A 17,026-nucleotide genomic window follows, 5' to 3' on the forward strand; every position below is an offset into this window, starting at 1 on the left:
TTCTTCGTGTCTGGTCCCCAAGGCCGGGATAGCGTTCCATCTCATGGATGAGCCCAACCCGTTCAAGAGATTCGGGCAGTCAAGCGTCTACATCGTTGGTACAGCCGTGGTGGGAATCGGCCTACCGACTTGGCTGCTGCTGGCCTCCAAGTCGGTACGGAAGGTCATCAACACCCATGGCGTGATCTCCTTCGGCGCGTTTCTCGTCGTCACCGTCACGGCACTCCTGTGGATAGATCGGCTCATAGCCAGCCGTCATGAAGCCCGGCGCGAGCGCGACGCTCTCAAGGCCGAACTAGCCGCCTCCCAAAAGGAGTTGGAGGCCCCTTCCGCTCGCGATATAGCCCTCTTCAAGCAGTTCGAGGAGGAGTTCCCGTCTGCCGGCGGCCCCCTGGAGTACCTGCGTGAGTCCTTCAACGGCAAGCAGTGGCGGCTGGAAGCGTTGGAGGAGCTCGATGCCTTTCAGGAGAGCTGGCGCTACGGGCGCACCTTCGATGATCTGGAGATCGAGGCGGCGCGAAAGGCACTTTGGACCGCGGCCGACGACTTCACCACGATGCTCTCCAATGAGGGTGATCTGGTCAACGACGAGCCGCCTGTGGCCCGCCTCATCGAGGCGCGTCTCCGCCACGGCGGTCAGCAGGAGTGGGAGGACGTCAGAAGGCGGCTGCTCGACTCTGCGAAGACGGTGATCAAGGCGCACGAAGAACTGGTCCTCGTCGGACGCAAGCGGCGCCTCTGAGCCTGATTCCCCTGGTTGGCCGTCAGATGAATGTTCACGGTCGGCATCCCTGACAGGCTCGGGCCTCAGGCGATGAGTCCGCGGCGGCGGATGCCGGGCTCGTACACGGCCAGGAGGATGCCCTCGGCCCGATCCGGCGACTTCATCCCCCGGGCCTTCATCTGCTTCTTGCTCTCCACCACGGAGTGCCCGCCCGCGTTGTTGCCGAGGTTGGGGGTCGTGAGCTGGATACCGGCCTCGCGGTCGACGCGCAGGCGCAGGCGGCCGGAGCCGGTGGCAGGGTCCGGCTGGAGCAACGCCCTGGCGGCGAGCCACATCTCATCCCTCTTGCGCCAGGGCCTCATGACGGCGCCCGGATCGTCTCGGTCGGGGGATTCGGAGACCATGACGCCAACGACCTCCGAGCCGTGCCTGCCGTTGTCGCCCCAGACTTCGAGCATGCCGACCGCGCCGTGGCCGAGGCCGTTCTTGTCGATCTTGACGTGGACCTTGGCGGTGGAGCCGAGGGCCTGGGCCAGGCGCTCCGCGGCGTGGACCTCCTCCAGGATCTTCTTCGCGACCTTGACCTGGTTGTCGTTGGCGGCGCCGCTGGAGTGGTGGCGGTGCTCGATGGCGTCGCCGACGATCCGGTAGATCGTGAATTCGTCGCCCCCGTCCGCGGCCACGTCGACGCCGAGGCGTACCCAGGAGCCGCGTTTGACGGTGTGGGTGGCGGTCTCGCCTTCCAGTCCGAGGTCGCACAGGCGGACCCAGCCGGGGCCGGTCGGGTCCTCGTTCTTCTGTGCGTCCTCGACCCAGGTGACGGGGATGACCTTGCCGCCGCCGCCCTTCGGGAAGCGTGCGTACACCTTCGCCTCGACGTACGGGTGATCCTCCCCGTACTCGCGGATCGTCCGGTCCACCCAGTCCATATCCGGCAGATGGAGCGCGAGAGAGTGCTTCGGTACGCCTGCGGGGCAGTCGTTGCAGTACGGGACGCGTTCCTTCGTGATGGCAGGGGAGTCGAACGTCGCGATCGGCACGGTGACGGTGGTGGGCTCCTCGGGACTGTCCCCTTCGTCGCACAGGCTCTCGAACCAGGAACGCGGGTCGTCCGCCGGCGGGTTGCCGATCGCGAGCATCCGCGCGTCGCCCGTCAGCAAATTGTTGGTGCCGTTGCCGATGCCGCGGCTGATGCCTCCGGCCTCGTCCACGATGATCAGGAGTTTCGGCGTGCCGTGGATGCCCTGCATGGCCGCCTCGTCGCCCTCGGGGGCGGTGAAGCCGTACGCGACCACCACGTCGTTGCCGTAGTGGTCGGGCATCTTCCATTGGGTGGTGTCGCACCAGCCGGGGAGGCCCGCGCGGGCGACGGTCCGCCGGACGTGCGGCCACAGTTGATTCCGGACCTGCCGGAAGCGGGTCGCGGTGGTGACGATGACCATGGTCCCGGCGGGGTTCACAGCCCCGGCCCACGCGACCAGCCTTCCGGCGATCCAGGTCTTCCCGACACCGAAACCCGCAGGAACCGCGATCCGCTTGTGGAAGGGGACAGCGTCAACGATCTCGCGCTGCTTCGACCAGATGCTCTCTCCCAGCACGTCCTCGATGAACCCGGAGGGCGTGTCGTGCCAGAGGCCGTACATAGTGCCGGTCTCGCGCTCGACCTCGGTGAGGACGTGCGCCAGGTCCGCGGGGGCGAGCGTCTTGATTGCTGCTCGACGGACCGGGATGGGCGCACGGAGCAGCATGTCGGCGATGCTGGCGGCGTCGCTGGAGCGCACGCCCTGGCGCTGTTCCTTGGAGGCGTGGGCAGCGGCCACGACGGGCGTGCGGGTGTTCGGTGCGGCCATGGGCGCACCGTGCGTTTCGGCCCGGGTTTACGTCCCGGGCAACTCACCGCAGCAGTACGGGTAGTCGCACTCCTCGCGCAGGTGATAGTCACCGCGGCATCCGCAGTCGCAGCCGCCGAGGAGCTTCTTGGCGAACAGCTTGCTGATCTTCGCCAGGAACAGCTTCTCCGGGATGGGGCCGATGACGGCTTCGAGTGCTGTCTGGACGTCCCACCGCATCCGCCAGGGCACTGTGCCGGGGCGGATGGGCCCGGGTGCCGGTGTGCGGCGGACGGCGTCGCACACCAGCTCGTCGGGGATGTCCTTGCACTGCATGCGGTGCCCGTTGATCAGGCGAGTCGTGGGCCGTTCTGTCGTCTGCTGCATCGCCGTCCCGGGAAAAGCTGCGGCCCCCGTCCGGTCTCGTGCCTCCGCTGCGGCCACCGGGGGGTTCGGCGGGAGCGATGCACGATCGGGGACGGGGGCCGGCGGCTGGAGGTGGGGCGGCCCCCGGGGGGACGGGGGCCGCCCCTGGGGGGGGGTGGTGACCTACCTCGTGAGGGGTGACTGAGGTCCCTCACCGCCATAGACGGAGTGGGATCTCCAGGCGTTACAGGTCTCCCGGAAGATTCTTCAGCGCGGGTTCACGACACGGTGCACGACCGACACGTCGCGGTCGATGAACTCGGCGATCCGGGTGTAGCCCCACCCGTACGGCTCGGCGATGAGGACCATGATCGCGGCATCGCGGATCTCAACGGCCGCTGTGTGCCGGGCCTCTGCCGCCTCGTACGCCGCGGCGATCTGCGGCAGCTCCTCAGCGGCCTCCTTCAGGAACGGCACTCCTGCGGCACGGGCCGCTTCCGGCTGGTCGGGACGCGTCGGCAGGTTGGCGTCCCGCGAGAGCCCCAGGGCGCGCTGCTGCACTCGCTTCATGCCCTGGCGGGAGATGCCCGCGGAGTCGTACACGGCTCGCGCCGTGGTGTAGAAGGCGAGGCTGTTCAGGGCTTCGTCGCGCTCGGGGAGCAGCGCAGCCTTCTCCTCCTCGGCCTGGTCGACGGCTTCGGCAGCCAGGCGCAGCCGCTCCTCGGGGCCAGCCGCGAGGGTGGCGAACTCCGCGCGGATCTCCTCGGTGGCCTTGCGGCGGATCTCGTCGAAGTCGGGGCGCTCCACGGCAGCGACGCGGACCCGCCCGCCGGCGGTGCGCACGGCTTCGTGAGCGGCTTCGAGGTGGGTGAGGGCGGCGTTGCGGCGGGCCTCGGCCTCCTCGTAGCGGACTGCGAGGGTGACGGCCTGGTCGAGGAGACCGTCCGGGTGGGGGATTCCCGCCTTCTGGGCTGCCTTGGCTCGATCCTTGGGCCACGGCGGCGGGGTGTGGATGTCTTTGAGCGGGCCGACGGCGGCGCTCGCGATGCGCTTCATCTGGTTGTACGTGATGCCGAGGAGCTTGTGCACATTCTCGGCGGGCTCGTACAGGGCAACGGCGGCGACGAGCTGGTCACGCTCGCTCTTGAGTGACGCGAGTTCCATGTACGCCTGATCGCGCAGTTCCTCGGCGTGGGCGCGGCGCTGGAACGGGTCGTTGATCCCGGCAAGTTCGCGCTCAACCTCGTCGGCGGCGTCCGCGCGGAGCTTGTCGTAGTCGATGGTGCTGCTCATGAGCAGTGTCCCGTTTCCGGGTGCGCGCCCGGGGGCGCTGGTGGCAGGGGCCTCCCCTAGCCGTTCATCCTTCGGCGGAAACTGTACACCACCTCAAGAGGTCGGGGATCGTTCGGACGATCACGCGGCACCTCCGCGCAGAACGCGAGAGCGGGACCCGTCGGGGTGCAGTACGTACTCCGCGCCACCCGGGTAGGTGACGGTCATCTCGCCGGGGAGCATCGGACGCCGCACCTTCCATCCGTGGCTGTAGGACTCGCGAGGGTGGTCTTCGAACCAGGAGTTGCACGTCGTGCACACCAGGAGCAGGTTCTGCGGCTGGTTGATCCAATCCTCGCGGGAGGAACCCATGCCCCGGTTGACGCGGTGATGGATGGTCAGGCCGTTGGTGCTGTTGCAGCGAACGCAGCGTCCGCCGTCGCGATCGTGCACGAGCTGGCGGACGACGTCCGTGGGACCGGTGCGGCGGCGAGGGGCCACGGCAGGCTCTCCGTCCTGCTCCCGCGCGCCGGACCGCCGGTGTGACGGCCGCGGGGGAGCGGCGGGAGCGAGGACGGGAACATGCACGTCGGCGGGGCTTAGCGTCCCGGCGTGGCCGCTACGGCTTCCTGCTCGTCCTCCTGGCGCTCGCGGGCGGTCGAGAGCGCGTCGAGGAGTTCCACGGCGTAGCCGACAGGGACGTAGGCGACATAGACACGGCCGACCCCCTTCGTGCCGAGGACGACTTCGTACTCAGCGCCCGTCGACTCGTCGTCGTACGCGTAGCTGCCGGGCTCGGCGTCCTCCAGGGGGCCGTCGGCGCCGTCGAACCAGGCGATGCCGAACAGCTCGTCAACTCCCTCGGCGATGACGGAGTTGGGGACGTTGTCGAGTTCGACGGTCGCCCGGTGATCGTTGTCCACGCACACCTTGCCCTCGCCAACGACGTTCGGCTGGTCGATGGTGAGCGTGACCGGGCAGCAGTAAGCGGGGGTCGTGGACGGAGCCAGACCGGGCAGGGCGAGGCCGAGCACATTGATCGCCTGTTCGTGGGTCGTGTCGAAGGCGTCCTTCCATTCGAGGAGCGCCTTCTCAACTGCGGGCTTCATGTGGTGCTTCTCCGTTCGTCCGTCCCGGACTGGCCGCGCGGATGCGACCGCCCGGTGTGGAGCGGCTATGGCGGAGAAAAGTGCCGGCTGATCGTGCTTGCGTCCCGGGGTGAGGCCGCTTGCTGGCCGAGGTCTGTGCTGATCACGCCTCTGCCCGCAACAGGCCCACCGGGGTCCGTCACGGACAGAGTTCGTCTTCTTCCTACGTCTGTGTTGAGTACTTCTTGTTTACATGCGCCCCAGCGCATCAGGCCTCATACGGTGCAGCGCACGTGACCTGATGCGCTGGGGCGCATGTGGATTTCACCTCGTGCGCTGTGGCGCATGAGGAAACCCTCGTACGCCCCAGCGCATGTGGTCATGAATGTGCAGGTCAGATGAGGTGCACTCGGTCCCGGTTAAAGAGGGACAGCACACGGCCGACCAGGGAGCGGCGACGGGGCTTGCCGACGACGATCGCCGGGGCGAAGGGGTCGGTGGCCGCGACGTTGCTGACGCCCGTCTGACCGACGGTCACCGTGGTGATGGCATCTGCCTGGAGCGGGCCCGCCTTGATGACGCCTACGGGGATCTTGTTCGGGGAGGCGGCCGGCTCGGTGCCCCCCTTTCGCGCCTCGTCCGCGACGCCGACGCGCAGCCGGAGCGTGGCGCACCGGACCTCGAACTCGGAGGTACCGCCGCCGGCGTCGAGCACCTTGCGGCCGAGGGTGAGCCAGCGGGCGAAGGTTCCGGCGGAGATCCCGGCGTACTCGGCGGCGTCCGCCCGGGTCATGTTCGCCTCAACGGCCTGGACGAGGGAGTCGACCAGCTCGGGCGTCAGCTTGGACGGGCGGCCACGGGTCGGCGAAGGGGTGTTCGTCATGGCGCGGAACGTAGAGAGCGCGACTGCTTAGTGTCGCCCGCTGCCCGGCGCCCCCCGTGCCGGGGACGGTAGGGCGCGGCGAGCCGCATGGTGCACGGCCTCCGGGGCGCAGCGGGCGCCCCCGCACCGTGGAGGACCCTTCCGTGCCCCGACCGCACCCGGATGCAGCCCCGGGGAGCCTTCGACTGCACCTCGTGCCACTCCGGCAGAAGGACGCTCGCGAGTTCGTCGCCGCCTGGCACCGGCACCACCAGCCCCCGCCCGGGGCCGTGTTCAGCGTGGGCGCGGCTGACGACGACGGGGTACTGCGCGCGGTCGCGATGGTGGGCCGCCCGGTGGCGCGGATGTTCGACAACGGCCAGACGTTGGAGGTCACGCGGACCGCGACCGACGGCACGGCCAACGCGAACTCGCTGCTGTACGGCGCGGCGTGGCGGGCGGCGCAGGCCCTCGGTTACACGCGGCTGGTCACGTACACGCAGGCGGGGGAGAGCGGCGCGAGCCTGCGCGGGGCCGGGTGGCGAGTCCTGGCGCAGCGCCCGCCACGGCGGGGCTGGGACTGCCCCAGCCGCCCCCGCACGTCCCGGGGCGTCGATCAGGTCGCCCGAACCCTGTGGGAAGCACCTGGGGGGCCGTGAGGCGCGATGCGGCTATCTCGCGTGCACGGGGGCAGCCCGAGATGACAGGGTGTTCGACATGCGACTACGTAACGCCGGTGGCATCGACGACGCCGAGCGGACCCTTACCAGCCTGAAGTACGCCTGCGAGACTGTGCGGAACGGGAAGGCCGTCGCATCGCTCAGGGACGACTACCTGAACTGGGTCGATACCGCCGATCGGCACTTCCGCAACCTGTTCGACGACCAGGGCATGGTGGACGCTCTGTATTCCACGGCGTACTGGGAGATCCGTCGGATCACGCAGGCCACGCCGCAGCCGTACCGACTGGTTCATGCCGAGATTGACAACCAGTTGCGGCGCATTGAGGACGCGCTAGCCCAGCTCGCTCGCTTCCGCACGTTCGCGAGCCATCCGGGGACGATCGTCGTACCCGACACCTCGGCCTTCATCCAAGGTGAGATCTTCACCCAACTCCTCTGGCCGAAGAAGATGGGCATCAAGGGCGTGGTGCGCCTGGTCGTCCCGATCATCGTGATCGAGCAGCTCGACAAGCTCAAGGACACGGGCAACTCACGCGCCGGGGACCGCGCCAGGAAGGTCCTCAAGCTCCTCCGCGAGCAGCGCCGGACCGTCACCCCCGGAGTACCCGCGCCGGTGCGCGCGGGCGTCACGGTGGAGATCTTCCTCGACGACGGGTGGCAGCACCGGCATCCGATCGATGACGACGAGATCATCGAGCAGGCGCGAGTCATTCAGCAGATGGTGCCCGGGGAGGTCACGCTCGCATGTGTCGACGCGAGCATGGAGTTCCGCGCGCTGGAGCGCGGTTTCAAAGTGTTCGAGGTACCCCCTCCAGCAGCCGCTTCGGCCCCCACGGTGTAGCGGCCGGCGCAGGCGGTTCGCTGGCCTCCGCCTACGCTCGAAGGGTGAGCAGCGAGACGCCCCCCGAACCGGTTGAGGCGCGCCCCTGGCGACCCGACGACGGGCCGGAGCCGAAGGTCACGATGTGGCCCCACCGGAGCCGCCCGGCACTGGCCGTGTGGTCACACGGGAAGTGGCGGAACGCCCCGGTGATGGCGCGGCAGGACTGGGCCGACGGCAGGGTGTTCTACCAGGTGAGCGTCGACCTGCGCGGGGACATGTCGGTCGTGGCGCGCATGTACCAATGGCCACAGCCGGGTCTACGGGTGGCGTGGTACCCGAGTTCGGAGCCGGTCTCGGGAGCGGCCGACGACCGCAGACTCACGCCCCGCACCCGGCCCCGGCCGAGTGGTCCGGGGCCGGAGGAACGTCCGCCTACAGGGTCGTGAACAGCAACTCGGCGCAGCGGTAGCCGTTCCACACGGTGTCGGTGAGCAGGGCGCGGACGCGGTGGCCGTCGAGGGTCAGGTCGACGACGGAGCCGACCGGCGCCGTGTGGGGGAAGGTGATGACGCGCTCGGCGCCGAACAGGGCGCTGGGGTTGCTGACGACGTACGTGCGGGCGGACTGGAGCTTGGCCATGATGGCGGGCCTCCGGTGGAGTGCGGCGCCCCTGGTGGGCACCCTCACTCCTTGAGCCGCGCTCGGGGCCGATCCGACAGGACCGACCCCAGGAGGAGTCAGACCGCCGTGGCCATGTCGTCCTGCTCGACGGGCTTGATGGCCGGGAGGGCGCCGGGCATCCGCTTGAGCGCCTGCCGGGCCTCGAACTGGTCGGCGCCCGAGAAAGTGGCCCAGTGCGGATGCAGGGAGACAGCGGCGCTCGTTGTGCGGCACGCCTCCCACAGCCGGTCGTACTCGGCCCCCTGCTCGGAGGTCCACCCCTGGGTGGCCGGTCGGGAGGACTGGGGGCCGACCAGGGCGCCACCGTGCGCCGGGGTAGGCGCCTCCCACCCGTCATGCGGCACTCGGGACCACGGGAGCGTCGCCTGGTAGCGGTGCAGCGCCTCGTACGCCTCGGCGGCGGCCTTCTGCGCCTCGACCAACTCGGGCGGGAAACTGAATGGGTTGGACGGGTCGGAGGGGGTGTCGGTGGCGTCGCTCATGGATCGACAGTAGCCCGAGCCTCGGACATTCCCCGGGCGGTGGACTTGGGGACGCCCGGGGCGGGGCCGACGTCACCTCTTGCTCAGGCTCGGCGCCTTCACAGCGGGCGCCTTGGGCGCGGCCGGGACCTTTGCGGCGGGCTTCTGCGGGGCCGGGGCCTTCGCGCCCGGCTGCTTGCCCGTGGACGTCTTGCTGCCTGGCTCGCTCGTCGAGGTCGAGTGGCTGCCGCCCTGCTGGTACGTGCCGGTGCCCGTCGTCGTGCCGTGCCCGGCCCCGTAAAGGACACAGGGGCGCGGGCCCCCGGGGACGAGGTCGACCGCGCCGGTCCGCGAGACCGGGCAACGCGGCGGGGAGTCGTCGCCGCTGCTGAGCATCACGACGAACAGCGCCACGAACGCGATGCCAACGGCACCTATGGCGAGACAGCCAAGCGGGTTCGAGCGGCGGGATCTGGCGGAGTACACGGGGATGGTGCCTTTCGTCGGGAGGAGTGGAGGAGCGGGGCGGGACCTACACGAACGGCTGCTCGGCGGGGTCCTCGGTGTAGTTGCGGTCGTCAGGGAAGTGCCCCCACTTGTCGGGGGTGAGGATCTGCCAGACGGGCACGTCCGGCCCGGACAGCTCGCGCGCGGCGGTGAACTTGCTGGTGTCCGTCGCGCGGCGCAGACGGAACCCTGTAGCCGCCGAGCAGTACCTCGTCCAACTCCAGGCCCTCGGCCGGGTCGAGGTGATCCTTCGTGAGCTGTTTGGCCGCGCACGTGATCACGGCGTGGGCAAAGCGGTTGGGGAGCCCGAAGGTCGCCAGTTCGTAGGAGCGGCCGGGCCGAGAGGCGAGACCGACGGTGTACGCGAACGGCGGCTTCTTGCCGTCCGGGTCGAAGATCGCGCGGACCGTGTGCTCGGGAAGTACCGGCTCGTTGGTGGAGTCGTAGAGGGTCATGCTGCGTGGGTCCTTCGGACAGGCGTCAGGTGGCGAGGACGTTGTACCGGGGCCGGCGGGCGGGTCGACTGCGCGGTGAGCTGCGCGGACACCTCCGCCATCCAGGCCCGGAACGCGTCAGGCGCACCACAGCCGGCCCGGCGCACTAGCGTCCACACCTGCTCGGCCGTCGCGAGACCGGCCAAGCTGTTCGGCGACTCGGGGAGGACTGGCCCGGCAGGGAACCGCACGGCCAGGGCGGCGGCGATGTCGCGGCTGAACCAAACCGGTTCTCCGCCGCGCACCCGTACGCGCACCGGGGCGTGGCCGTAGTAGAAGACGCTGCTGAGGCTCACACGACCCCCACAGAGTCGCCCTGGGTGAGGACGAATCCGATCGTCAGAGCGACGCCGCGCCCGGCGCCGTCGCTCACCTCGGACAGGCGGCGGGCTTCCTCGGCCCCGGCGCGCACCGTGGCTTCCAGGCGGCTCGACCGCTCCGAGTAGAAGCGGAGGTGGTTGGCGTGGTTCGCCTCGAAGCAGGCGTTCCCGCTCTTCGCGGCGCTCAACAGGCTTTTGGCCAGCGCGACCCGGGTTTCCGGGGTGGAGTTGTTCAGCATCCACAGCACGTGGCCGCCCGTGGTCGGCGGCTGGTGAGTCTCGGCCGGTTCTTCTCCGGCCCGCAGCCGGGCGATCTCGGCCCGCAGTCGCTCGTTCTCCGCCTCCAGGTCGGCCCTGTCCCGTCCGGGCGTGCGCTGGCCGTCGATGTGGAGGATGAACGGCGTGCTGGTCGTCATGCGAGAGGCCTCCAGGCGGGATTGGTACCGCCGGGTAGACGGAGTGAGGGCACGGAACCGTTACACCCCGCCGCAGGGCGCGGCGGGGTGTTGGGGCCCGGCTCAGAGGATGTCGGGGCCGTCGATCGTGAACACGCCCGTCGTCAGATCCACGAACAGGTGGGCGCCGTGAACGGGCAGGTCGACACCGGAGCGGGTAGCGAGGAGTTCGGCGAACCGCTCGTCCTGCTCGGCGAACCCGTCGTCCTCCTCCGGGAACTCGAACTCGTCGACGGAGCCGTCCGCGCGGTGAATGTAGTAGCTCTCCTCGGACCAGCGGACGCTGCCGCCGTTCGAGTCGGTGACGAACTCGGCCTTGACGGCGTCAGGTTCAGAACCCTCCCAAGTCGGGTTCCACTCCCGCAGCAGAGCCAGCAACTCGGCGTCATCCCTGCGGCCCGCCTCCCGGGAGAACAGAGCCGCCACGGTGTACAGCTCCTCGCGCGTCCAGTCCGGAACGAGGGGAAGCACAAGCTCCTCGCTGGCGAGGAACGCCGGGTCGAGGCGGATAGTCGTGATGCCGCCCGGGGCGTAGCGGGCCGGGGCGGGCAAGCGCGTCGTACCGACGTCGATGGTGTCGCCGGGCAGGTTCATGCGGGGATTCCTTCGGGGAGTTCGGGCAGTTCGTATCCGGCGGACTCCAGACGCGTGACGAGGTCGTTGGCGTCCAGTCCGCCGATGTCGTTGGACTCGGTGACGTACTCGGCGACGATGCGGAGGATGGCGGCTGGCTCAGGGTCCGGCCACTCCAGCTCGCGGCGTTTGAAGAACGGGCCGAAGTACGTGGCGCGGTGCTGCTCCTTGGGCCCGTGCGGGGCGAGATCACACGTCACGTCCAGGTCCGCGTCCTCGTCGCGGCCGGGCGCGCCACACAGGGCGTCGGGCTCTTTCACGGGCTCTCCAGGGGCACGGCCCGGGGCGCAGCGTGGCCGCGCCCCGGGCGGGGCGGGTCAGCAGAAGTTGGCGCGGATGATCTCGGCGATGTCCTCGCCGACGGCACGCAGCTCGTACGGGTAACTGGGCGCGCCATTGGGGAGGTCGACGGTGAACCGCATGGGGTCGGCGTCGTCGTGGAGCGCCACCACCAGGTCGTCCCACTCGTCTACGTACACGCGCAGCGTGGGGACGCCGGGGCCCCAGAGCTTCCCGTACGCGCCGATGTACCCGGACTCGGAGTCCCAGCCCTCCCCGAGGACGGTCGCGGCCTCCCGGGCGTACTCGCTGATGGTGTACGCGTACTCGGTGCTGCGCGCGTCCTCGGCGGGCTCGGTGAACGGGGACGGGATGGCGACGCGGAGGGTGTCACCGACCTGCGGCCGGTCGAAGTTGCCGATCTCCACCAGGGCCTCGGAGACGAACGAGCGCTCGAAGTCTTCCCCGTACGTCTGACCGGTTGGGGAGTCGGTGAAGTAGGCGGTCGTGTCCCAGGTGGCCCACGCCGGGCCGTCGTCGTACTCGGTGGTGACGCGGAAGCTGATCGCGGCCGGACGGCGTATCTTCGGCCGGTCGTCGAACCACTCCGTCAATGCGGAGCGGAGGTCTTCCAGGAGGGTGCCGTACTCGTACCGGGGCGGGGTGGCGTCCTTGGTCCACAGGCGCGCCTTGTGGCAGCCGCCGCACGCGTTGAGGTCCGGGGTGTTGAGTTCCTTGCAGACGCAGCGCCACAGCAGGCCCGTGAAGGGCCCGAGGTCGGTGAGTGCGTGCTGCTGGGAGAGGAACGCGGCGCTCATCAGGCGGCCGAAGACCTTGGCGGCGAAGTTGCGCGGCATGGTCGCGGTGTTCACGAGGGTTTCCCTTCAATGGGTCGCCCGGCGCGCAGCCGGGCAGGGGAGGTTCAGGCAGGGAGGGCCGGGATTTCGGCGGGCACGGCGGCGGCTTGCTCGCGGCGCAGGTCGTTGTACGCGCCCCACTCGGGTAGCCCGGGGTGCGACTGGTCGGCGACGTAGAGCACGTCCGGCGGGGTGTCGTCCCATCCGGCCTGCTCGGCGAACCACTCGCGGAAGAACGGCAGGTCAAGGAGTTGGCGGCGGGCGTCGTCGATGTCCGCGCCGTTGAGGACGAAGGCGTACGGCTGTTCGCCGTCGTGCCGCTCGGGTCCGGCGAACGTGAGCGTGAACGTGTCCCCGGGGACGGGCGGACCGGCCAGGTCGTGAAGGTGCAGCACGAGCGAGTCAAGGAAGTTGTCGGCCTCGATCGTGTTGTCGAACCGCTGCTCGTCGTACTGGCCGTACTTCCGCACGTCGGGTTCGCCGTCCTCGGTCAGGTACGGGGCGAGCGCTTCGGCGTGGCGGGCGGCAAGGACTTGGTACTTGACGAGCCACGTGTGTATCTCCCCGATGAAGTCGGTGGGCTGGTCCATGGGCGTGTGGGCTTTCTGCGCGGGCCGTGCCCCCGGGCCGGCGTGCGGCCACCGGGGCGCGGCGGGGGAGATCAGGCGGAAGGGGCCGAGTCCGGAGCGGGCGCAGCGCGCAGCTCGGCGAGCCGGGCGACCACGGCGCGGGCGACGGTCCCCAGGAACGGGGCGTGATCGCCGGTGCGTTCGGTGAACCGGTCGTTGGCCAGGGCCATGAAGCGGTTGTTCGGGTCCCCGTTGGCGCTCACGAGGGTGGAGAGCTGGCCGGGGGTCGCGCCGAGGAGATCCGTCGCCATCTCCGTGATGACGGGGTGGTCGGCGAGGGCCGTGACGGACTGGTCGAACGCGGGGGAAAAGGCGGTGACGGACACCCGGGGCTCCGATCAGGCGAGGCGCTGACGTGTGAGGCCCGGGAGAGTGCAGGGCGGGAGCGGCTTACGTCGCGCGCTCCCGCCCGGGGGCCGTCAGGCGTCGCCGTGCGCGATGGCCTGGAGGTCGGCGAAGGTGAGATCCGGCGCGGGGTTGGCGACGGCGGCCGTGACGTACTCGAACGCGGCGCGCTCCTGATCCGGCGTCGGCTGGTACTCGGCGCGCAGCTCCTCGATGGCGGGCGCCTCATCACGCAGGAAGGCGAACCATGCGGAGTGCGGACCTTCCTCCTCCCAGCGGGCACGGGCCAGGCTCAAGGCGTGCCCGGCGCTCACCGCGTCGGGGAAGCCGTACCGGGCCAGGCCACGCGCGGCGAGCCGCTGCTCCGCGACGTGCCAGTCGTGCCCGGCGCGGAGCTGCGCCGTACGGACGACCGAGTGAACGGGCATGGCGGCCCACTGCGCGCCGGTGAGCGGCGACTCGGTGTGAAAGAGCACCTGCCACGACTCGGGCGTCTTCTCCAGGGTGACCGGGCCGGGCTGCTCGTACGCGTAGGCCATGACGTCGCGCGCTTCGTTCACCAGCTCGGCCCAGCGGTCCGTGTCCAACTCACCGGCCGCCGCACGGCGGTTGAGGTGTTCCCACGCCTTCAGCAGCGCGTTGGGCATCTCGTCGTTGGTCTCGTAGTCGTCCTGGCCGTAGTCGGCGCCGGGCTCCGCTCCGATCTGGTGCCACACCTCGGCCGGGGTGAACTCGGGGCCGCCCTCGAAGACTGTCGTCAACGCGTTCTCCTGCAAGGAGTTGACGACCCTGTTCGCGGCCGGGTGCACATCGGCGAACAGTTGGGCGGCCGTGTCGTACTGGTCCTGCCGCTTCTCCTCGGCGCGCTCCGCCTCCCACGCGGCCTCTTCCGCCGCCCGCTTCAGCGCCTCCGGGTGAGCGGCGACCTTGGCCTCGGCCTTGGCGCGGCACCGGTCGTGCAGGTTGGACAGGGGCCACCGGTCGGCGTCGCGCAGGGTGCGGAAGAACGTGTCGTTCTCGCGGTGCTGGCGGGCGCGGATGCTGCGGTTGCACAAGGCGCGGCCGTCGTCGCCGAACGCGTGCCAGAGTTCGAAGCTGGAGTCGGTGACGGACCAGACCTTGGAGTCGTCCAGGTATGAGGTCCAGCGGGGGGTAGCGGACACAGGTGTCCCCTTCTGGTTGGGTTCGGAGCGTTTGTTGTCCGGCTCGCTCATGCCGTCCAACAAGGAAAACTGTACACCACTGCAAGGCGCGCTCAACAGGGAACGCTCACACCGACTTTCCGCAGGTGGTCAGCCGCCGCGCCCCGGGCCCCGAGCCGGGACGGCACGGTCACCCGCCACCCGCACGAGCACGCGGCCACCGACGCCCCGTCGTACATCTGCCCGCCGTTACGCTCCCGCCCGCCACCCGAGTAGCCCCGGTCCAGCGGGCGGTGCCAGCCGGACGGCTCCGACGTACGGGTCAGGTGTGCCGCTTCCGGGTCGCACAGCAGCCGCAGACCGGCGTCCGCCACGGCGGCCACGCGATGTATGTCCCACCCCGAACCCTCCAGCCGTACGGACAGCGTCACCAGGCCGGCCCGCGTCACCTCCACCCGCCCGTCCGGCCACACACGGGCGGACGCTCCGGGCACGCTCCACCCCACCGACCCGTCCGACTGCCGGGGTATCCCGTTGGCGTGAGTCCGCGTCATGAGGGAGACGAGCCGCACCGACCCGGGCGCAGCGCTCGGGTTGTGGTGGTCGCCGCGCTCCGGCGCGTTCTCGGCAACGGCGGACAGCCACGCTGCGGCGTACGAGTACGCGGCCGGGCGCAGCGTCGCCAGCGCCACTCGCCCCATGCCGTCGGCGGACGCCTGCCGGGCGGGGACGGCCGCGCGGACGAACCCCCGCCTCGCATCGCGGCCGTACTTCCGGAAGCGCACCGGGCCGTGTGGCGTCATGTGCTCGATCGTCTCGCGGTCGGCAAGGAGGATCAGGCCAGGCATCGGGAGGTTCCTTCCAGGGAGGGGAGTGGCGGTCAGGAGCAGGGCCGGGGGTGGACGCGCGCGCGGGCCCGCTCCAGCACGGCGGCACGCTCCTCGGGCGGGATCGGCCAGGAGTGCGCGGTGAAGTCGTACGGGCCGTCACCCGGCGCCCGGTACCTGTGCACGACGAGTGTTCCCCCGGGGAACAGTTCGCTCGGCGTGCTGATCTCGAACACGAGACGGGAGCGGCCCATGCGGCGCACCCACGCGTACGTCACGGCATCGTGCTCGGGCGCCTTGAAGCGGCGCGGCCCGATGGACAGCCGGTAGCGGGTGCATGCCGTCGGCGCCCCGGGGTCGTCGTGCTCGCCCTTCCAGTGCCCGCACCAGGCGCAGCACGGAGTGAGCGGCGGACGCTCGCAGGGCTCGGCGACGAACACCGGGCCGAGGACACCAGGCACCATGCCCGCGCTCTGCCCGAACGTGAAGCGCACGGTGCCGTCCGGCTCCAGGGCGGCGGCGCCCCGGGAGTGGAACGCGGACGCGAGCACGGAGCGGAGCAGCGCGCCGGATACCGGTACCGCGGCGCCCTCGCGGTCTGCGTTGCTCAGCGCGTACGCCGTACCGATCGCGTCGAGGGGGCGGCCGATCGGGTGCGGCGCGTCCACCTGGGGGGCGATGACGGTGGTCATGAGCGGTTCCTCTCGGGCAGGGCGCGCCCCGGGCCGGCTGTCGGTCACCGGGGCGCAGCGGGCGGGGTCAGGAGCGTTCGAGTCCGAGCGTCACGCGGTGCGCTTCCTCGCGGCCCCAGGAGTACAAGGCGTTCAGCGGGAGCGGCAGGGACGCGGAAGCGTCGGCCTGCCGGTACTCGGCCGCGCCTTGGACAAGTGCGGCCTGCCACTCGGTGTGGGGAACGTGATAGCCCCAGTCGTCCCACCCCCACAGTCCGCCGATCTCGTACCGGCCGTGCGCGTCGGGCGTGACCTTCTGGGTGCCGCCTTCGCCGTCGTAGTCCTCGGTCCACGTCAACGTGAGCGTGCCGTCATCAGCGAACGTGCCGAAGATCCCGCGTCCGTCGTTCTCCAGGTTCCGCACGATCATCTCGGCCGTGGCCCGGGTGAACAGGTGGGCGCTGTACGGCGTCCACGCGGATGAGAGCGGCAGGGCGACGTACGGGCCGCAGCCACTGCCCTCCACGGTGAAGAGCTGAATGCTCAGCCGGGTGCCGTCGGCGTAAGTGGGGACGGTGACGGGGGTGGTGGTCATCGGTCGTTCCTCTCGGGACAGTGCGGGGAGAGTGCCAGGCGGCGGGGGCTTGCGGCCCGGGGTCGCCGTGGTGACCCCGGGCGAGCTGTCGTGCTCAGCGGCGGGGCAGGACCGGGGTGTAGTGGGGGGTGGCGGCCAGCCATTCAGCAGGCGTGCGGGTGTCCCGGTCGTAGGTGCCGACGTTCTTGTATCCGTCGTCCGTGATGCGGTACTCCTCAACGCCCCACGGGCGGTCGATGGCGACGATCAGGGAGCCGTCGTCGTCGCGGGCGAACGCGGGCTCGACGTTCACCGTCTCGGTGGCCAAGACGATCTGCCGAGCCAGTTCGGCCTTCGCGGCCTTGAGGGTCTTGCCGCGCCCGAACATGAAGCGGCTCAGGGTGACGCGCCACAGCTCACTGCCGACTCGGGAGGGGCGCTGAACGCTGATGTTGGGCAGGGGGATGGGGACGGTCTCAACGCGGACACCGGACATGGGAGTGC

At 70.3% G+C, this 17,026-nt stretch carries 25 protein-coding genes; 4 read left to right on the forward strand and 21 right to left on the reverse strand.

Features of this window, described 5'->3' with window-relative positions; all coding sequences use genetic code 11:
• Positions 1-43 precede the first annotated feature (43 nt).
• Entirely contained in the window at positions 44-742 is a 699-nt protein-coding gene (locus AB0I69_RS42600) for a hypothetical protein (RefSeq protein ID WP_363101183.1), read from the forward strand.
• A gap of 65 nt (positions 743-807) precedes the next feature.
• Here AB0I69_RS42600 and AB0I69_RS42605 read toward each other — a convergent pair whose 3' ends face one another.
• The 6 genes from AB0I69_RS42605 to AB0I69_RS42630 all read right to left on the reverse strand — a co-directional run bounded on the left by AB0I69_RS42605 (position 808) and on the right by AB0I69_RS42630 (position 6,162).
• Positions 808-2,574 carry a hypothetical protein gene (locus AB0I69_RS42605; protein ID WP_363101184.1) on the reverse strand — a complete coding sequence of 589 codons (1,767 nt, stop codon included), beginning with the start codon at positions 2,572-2,574 and terminating at the stop codon, positions 808-810.
• A 27-nt stretch (positions 2,575-2,601) separates the two neighbouring features.
• On the reverse strand, positions 2,602-2,940 hold the full coding sequence (locus tag AB0I69_RS42610; RefSeq protein WP_363101185.1) for a hypothetical protein: 339 nt from the start codon (positions 2,938-2,940) through the stop codon (positions 2,602-2,604).
• A 246-nt stretch (positions 2,941-3,186) separates the two neighbouring features.
• The gene (locus AB0I69_RS42615) at positions 3,187-4,212 is read right to left on the reverse strand and encodes a hypothetical protein (protein ID WP_363101186.1); all 1,026 of its coding nucleotides are present in this window, start codon (positions 4,210-4,212) and stop codon (positions 3,187-3,189) included.
• A gap of 120 nt (positions 4,213-4,332) precedes the next feature.
• Complete coding sequence (locus AB0I69_RS42620) at positions 4,333-4,692, reverse strand: hypothetical protein (protein ID WP_363101187.1); 360 nt, start codon at positions 4,690-4,692, stop codon at positions 4,333-4,335.
• A gap of 98 nt (positions 4,693-4,790) precedes the next feature.
• Complete coding sequence (locus AB0I69_RS42625) at positions 4,791-5,300, reverse strand: hypothetical protein (protein WP_363101188.1); 510 nt, start codon at positions 5,298-5,300, stop codon at positions 4,791-4,793.
• Positions 5,301-5,673: 373 nt separating this feature from the next.
• A complete protein-coding gene (locus AB0I69_RS42630; RefSeq protein WP_363101189.1) occupies positions 5,674-6,162 on the reverse strand; it encodes a hypothetical protein in 489 nt (162 codons plus the stop codon).
• A gap of 194 nt (positions 6,163-6,356) precedes the next feature.
• On the opposite strand from AB0I69_RS42630, the gene AB0I69_RS42635 reads away from it, so the two are divergent.
• The 3 genes from AB0I69_RS42635 to AB0I69_RS42645 are packed head-to-tail and all read left to right on the forward strand — an operon-like array spanning position 6,357 to position 8,093.
• Entirely contained in the window at positions 6,357-6,800 is a 444-nt protein-coding gene (locus tag AB0I69_RS42635) for an XF1762 family protein (RefSeq protein ID WP_363101190.1), read from the forward strand.
• 58 nt (positions 6,801-6,858) lie between these two features.
• Entirely contained in the window at positions 6,859-7,665 is an 807-nt protein-coding gene (locus AB0I69_RS42640; protein ID WP_363101298.1) for a PIN domain-containing protein, read from the forward strand.
• 44 nt (positions 7,666-7,709) lie between these two features.
• Positions 7,710-8,093, forward strand: coding sequence for a hypothetical protein (locus AB0I69_RS42645; protein ID WP_363101191.1), 384 nt, complete (start codon positions 7,710-7,712; stop codon positions 8,091-8,093).
• Here the strand turns inward: AB0I69_RS42645 and AB0I69_RS42650 are convergent.
• The 15 genes from AB0I69_RS42650 to AB0I69_RS42720 form a co-directional block, all read right to left on the reverse strand.
• On the reverse strand, positions 8,080-8,328 hold the full coding sequence (locus AB0I69_RS42650) for a hypothetical protein (RefSeq protein WP_363101192.1): 249 nt from the start codon (positions 8,326-8,328) through the stop codon (positions 8,080-8,082). The two genes, AB0I69_RS42645 and AB0I69_RS42650, sit on opposite strands and share 14 nt — an antisense overlap.
• 56 nt (positions 8,329-8,384) lie before the next feature.
• Entirely contained in the window at positions 8,385-8,810 is a 426-nt protein-coding gene (locus tag AB0I69_RS42655) for a hypothetical protein (protein ID WP_363101193.1), read from the reverse strand.
• 72 nt (positions 8,811-8,882) lie between these two features.
• Entirely contained in the window at positions 8,883-9,203 is a 321-nt protein-coding gene (locus tag AB0I69_RS42660) for a hypothetical protein (protein ID WP_363101194.1), read from the reverse strand.
• Positions 9,204-9,367: 164 nt separating this feature from the next.
• Positions 9,368-9,751 carry a DUF4262 domain-containing protein gene (locus tag AB0I69_RS42665; protein WP_363101195.1) on the reverse strand — a complete coding sequence of 128 codons (384 nt, stop codon included), beginning with the start codon at positions 9,749-9,751 and terminating at the stop codon, positions 9,368-9,370.
• 331 nt (positions 9,752-10,082) lie between these two features.
• Positions 10,083-10,526 carry a hypothetical protein gene (locus tag AB0I69_RS42670; RefSeq protein ID WP_363101196.1) on the reverse strand — a complete coding sequence of 148 codons (444 nt, stop codon included), beginning with the start codon at positions 10,524-10,526 and terminating at the stop codon, positions 10,083-10,085.
• Positions 10,527-10,628: 102 nt separating this feature from the next.
• Positions 10,629-11,159, reverse strand: a complete 531-nt coding sequence (locus tag AB0I69_RS42675) for a hypothetical protein (protein WP_363101197.1) — start codon at positions 11,157-11,159, stop codon at positions 10,629-10,631.
• Positions 11,156-11,458 carry a hypothetical protein gene (locus tag AB0I69_RS42680; protein WP_363101198.1) on the reverse strand — a complete coding sequence of 101 codons (303 nt, stop codon included), beginning with the start codon at positions 11,456-11,458 and terminating at the stop codon, positions 11,156-11,158. Before AB0I69_RS42680 ends, AB0I69_RS42675 begins: the two co-directional genes overlap by 4 nt.
• A gap of 57 nt (positions 11,459-11,515) precedes the next feature.
• A complete protein-coding gene (locus AB0I69_RS42685; protein ID WP_363101199.1) occupies positions 11,516-12,349 on the reverse strand; it encodes a hypothetical protein in 834 nt (277 codons plus the stop codon).
• A 50-nt stretch (positions 12,350-12,399) separates the two neighbouring features.
• A complete protein-coding gene (locus tag AB0I69_RS42690) occupies positions 12,400-12,924 on the reverse strand; it encodes a hypothetical protein (RefSeq protein WP_363101200.1) in 525 nt (174 codons plus the stop codon).
• A gap of 71 nt (positions 12,925-12,995) precedes the next feature.
• On the reverse strand, positions 12,996-13,289 hold the full coding sequence (locus AB0I69_RS42695) for a hypothetical protein (RefSeq protein ID WP_363101201.1): 294 nt from the start codon (positions 13,287-13,289) through the stop codon (positions 12,996-12,998).
• 93 nt (positions 13,290-13,382) lie between these two features.
• Complete coding sequence (locus tag AB0I69_RS42700; RefSeq protein ID WP_363101202.1) at positions 13,383-14,471, reverse strand: hypothetical protein; 1,089 nt, start codon at positions 14,469-14,471, stop codon at positions 13,383-13,385.
• 92 nt (positions 14,472-14,563) lie between these two features.
• On the reverse strand, positions 14,564-15,298 hold the full coding sequence (locus AB0I69_RS42705) for a hypothetical protein (RefSeq protein ID WP_363101203.1): 735 nt from the start codon (positions 15,296-15,298) through the stop codon (positions 14,564-14,566).
• Between the two features lie 32 nt (positions 15,299-15,330).
• A complete protein-coding gene (locus AB0I69_RS42710) occupies positions 15,331-15,969 on the reverse strand; it encodes a hypothetical protein (RefSeq protein ID WP_363101204.1) in 639 nt (212 codons plus the stop codon).
• A 67-nt stretch (positions 15,970-16,036) separates the two neighbouring features.
• Positions 16,037-16,543 carry a hypothetical protein gene (locus tag AB0I69_RS42715; RefSeq protein ID WP_363101205.1) on the reverse strand — a complete coding sequence of 169 codons (507 nt, stop codon included), beginning with the start codon at positions 16,541-16,543 and terminating at the stop codon, positions 16,037-16,039.
• Between the two features lie 94 nt (positions 16,544-16,637).
• A complete protein-coding gene (locus AB0I69_RS42720; protein ID WP_363101206.1) occupies positions 16,638-17,018 on the reverse strand; it encodes a hypothetical protein in 381 nt (126 codons plus the stop codon).
• Between the last annotated feature and the right edge of the window lie 8 nt (positions 17,019-17,026).

The organism is Streptomyces sp. NPDC050508 (genome assembly GCF_040655155.1).
Lineage (GTDB): Bacteria > Actinomycetota > Actinomycetes > Streptomycetales > Streptomycetaceae > Streptomyces.

Bases quoted from the DNA above. Each gene is read 5' to 3' on its own strand.
- AB0I69_RS42655 (WP_363101193.1), bottom strand. From the start codon at position 8,810: ATGAGCGACGCCACCGACACCCCCTCCGACCCGTCCAACCCATTCAGT.
- AB0I69_RS42630 (WP_363101189.1), bottom strand. From the start codon at position 6,162: ATGACGAACACCCCTTCGCCGACCCGTGGCCGCCCGTCCAAGCTGACG.
- AB0I69_RS42640 (WP_363101298.1), top strand. From the start codon at position 6,859: ATGCGACTACGTAACGCCGGTGGCATCGACGACGCCGAGCGGACCCTT.
- AB0I69_RS42665 (WP_363101195.1), bottom strand. From the start codon at position 9,751: ATGACCCTCTACGACTCCACCAACGAGCCGGTACTTCCCGAGCACACG.
- AB0I69_RS42705 (WP_363101203.1), bottom strand. From the start codon at position 15,298: ATGCCTGGCCTGATCCTCCTTGCCGACCGCGAGACGATCGAGCACATG.
- AB0I69_RS42670 (WP_363101196.1), bottom strand. From the start codon at position 10,526: ATGACGACCAGCACGCCGTTCATCCTCCACATCGACGGCCAGCGCACG.
- AB0I69_RS42600 (WP_363101183.1), top strand. From the start codon at position 44: ATGGATGAGCCCAACCCGTTCAAGAGATTCGGGCAGTCAAGCGTCTAC.
- AB0I69_RS42610 (WP_363101185.1), bottom strand. From the start codon at position 2,940: ATGCAGCAGACGACAGAACGGCCCACGACTCGCCTGATCAACGGGCAC.
- AB0I69_RS42625 (WP_363101188.1), bottom strand. From the start codon at position 5,300: ATGAAGCCCGCAGTTGAGAAGGCGCTCCTCGAATGGAAGGACGCCTTC.
- AB0I69_RS42675 (WP_363101197.1), bottom strand. From the start codon at position 11,159: ATGAACCTGCCCGGCGACACCATCGACGTCGGTACGACGCGCTTGCCC.
- AB0I69_RS42690 (WP_363101200.1), bottom strand. From the start codon at position 12,924: ATGGACCAGCCCACCGACTTCATCGGGGAGATACACACGTGGCTCGTC.
- AB0I69_RS42715 (WP_363101205.1), bottom strand. From the start codon at position 16,543: ATGACCACCACCCCCGTCACCGTCCCCACTTACGCCGACGGCACCCGG.
- AB0I69_RS42720 (WP_363101206.1), bottom strand. From the start codon at position 17,018: ATGTCCGGTGTCCGCGTTGAGACCGTCCCCATCCCCCTGCCCAACATC.
- AB0I69_RS42710 (WP_363101204.1), bottom strand. From the start codon at position 15,969: ATGACCACCGTCATCGCCCCCCAGGTGGACGCGCCGCACCCGATCGGC.
- AB0I69_RS42615 (WP_363101186.1), bottom strand. From the start codon at position 4,212: ATGAGCAGCACCATCGACTACGACAAGCTCCGCGCGGACGCCGCCGAC.
- AB0I69_RS42605 (WP_363101184.1), bottom strand. From the start codon at position 2,574: ATGGCCGCACCGAACACCCGCACGCCCGTCGTGGCCGCTGCCCACGCC.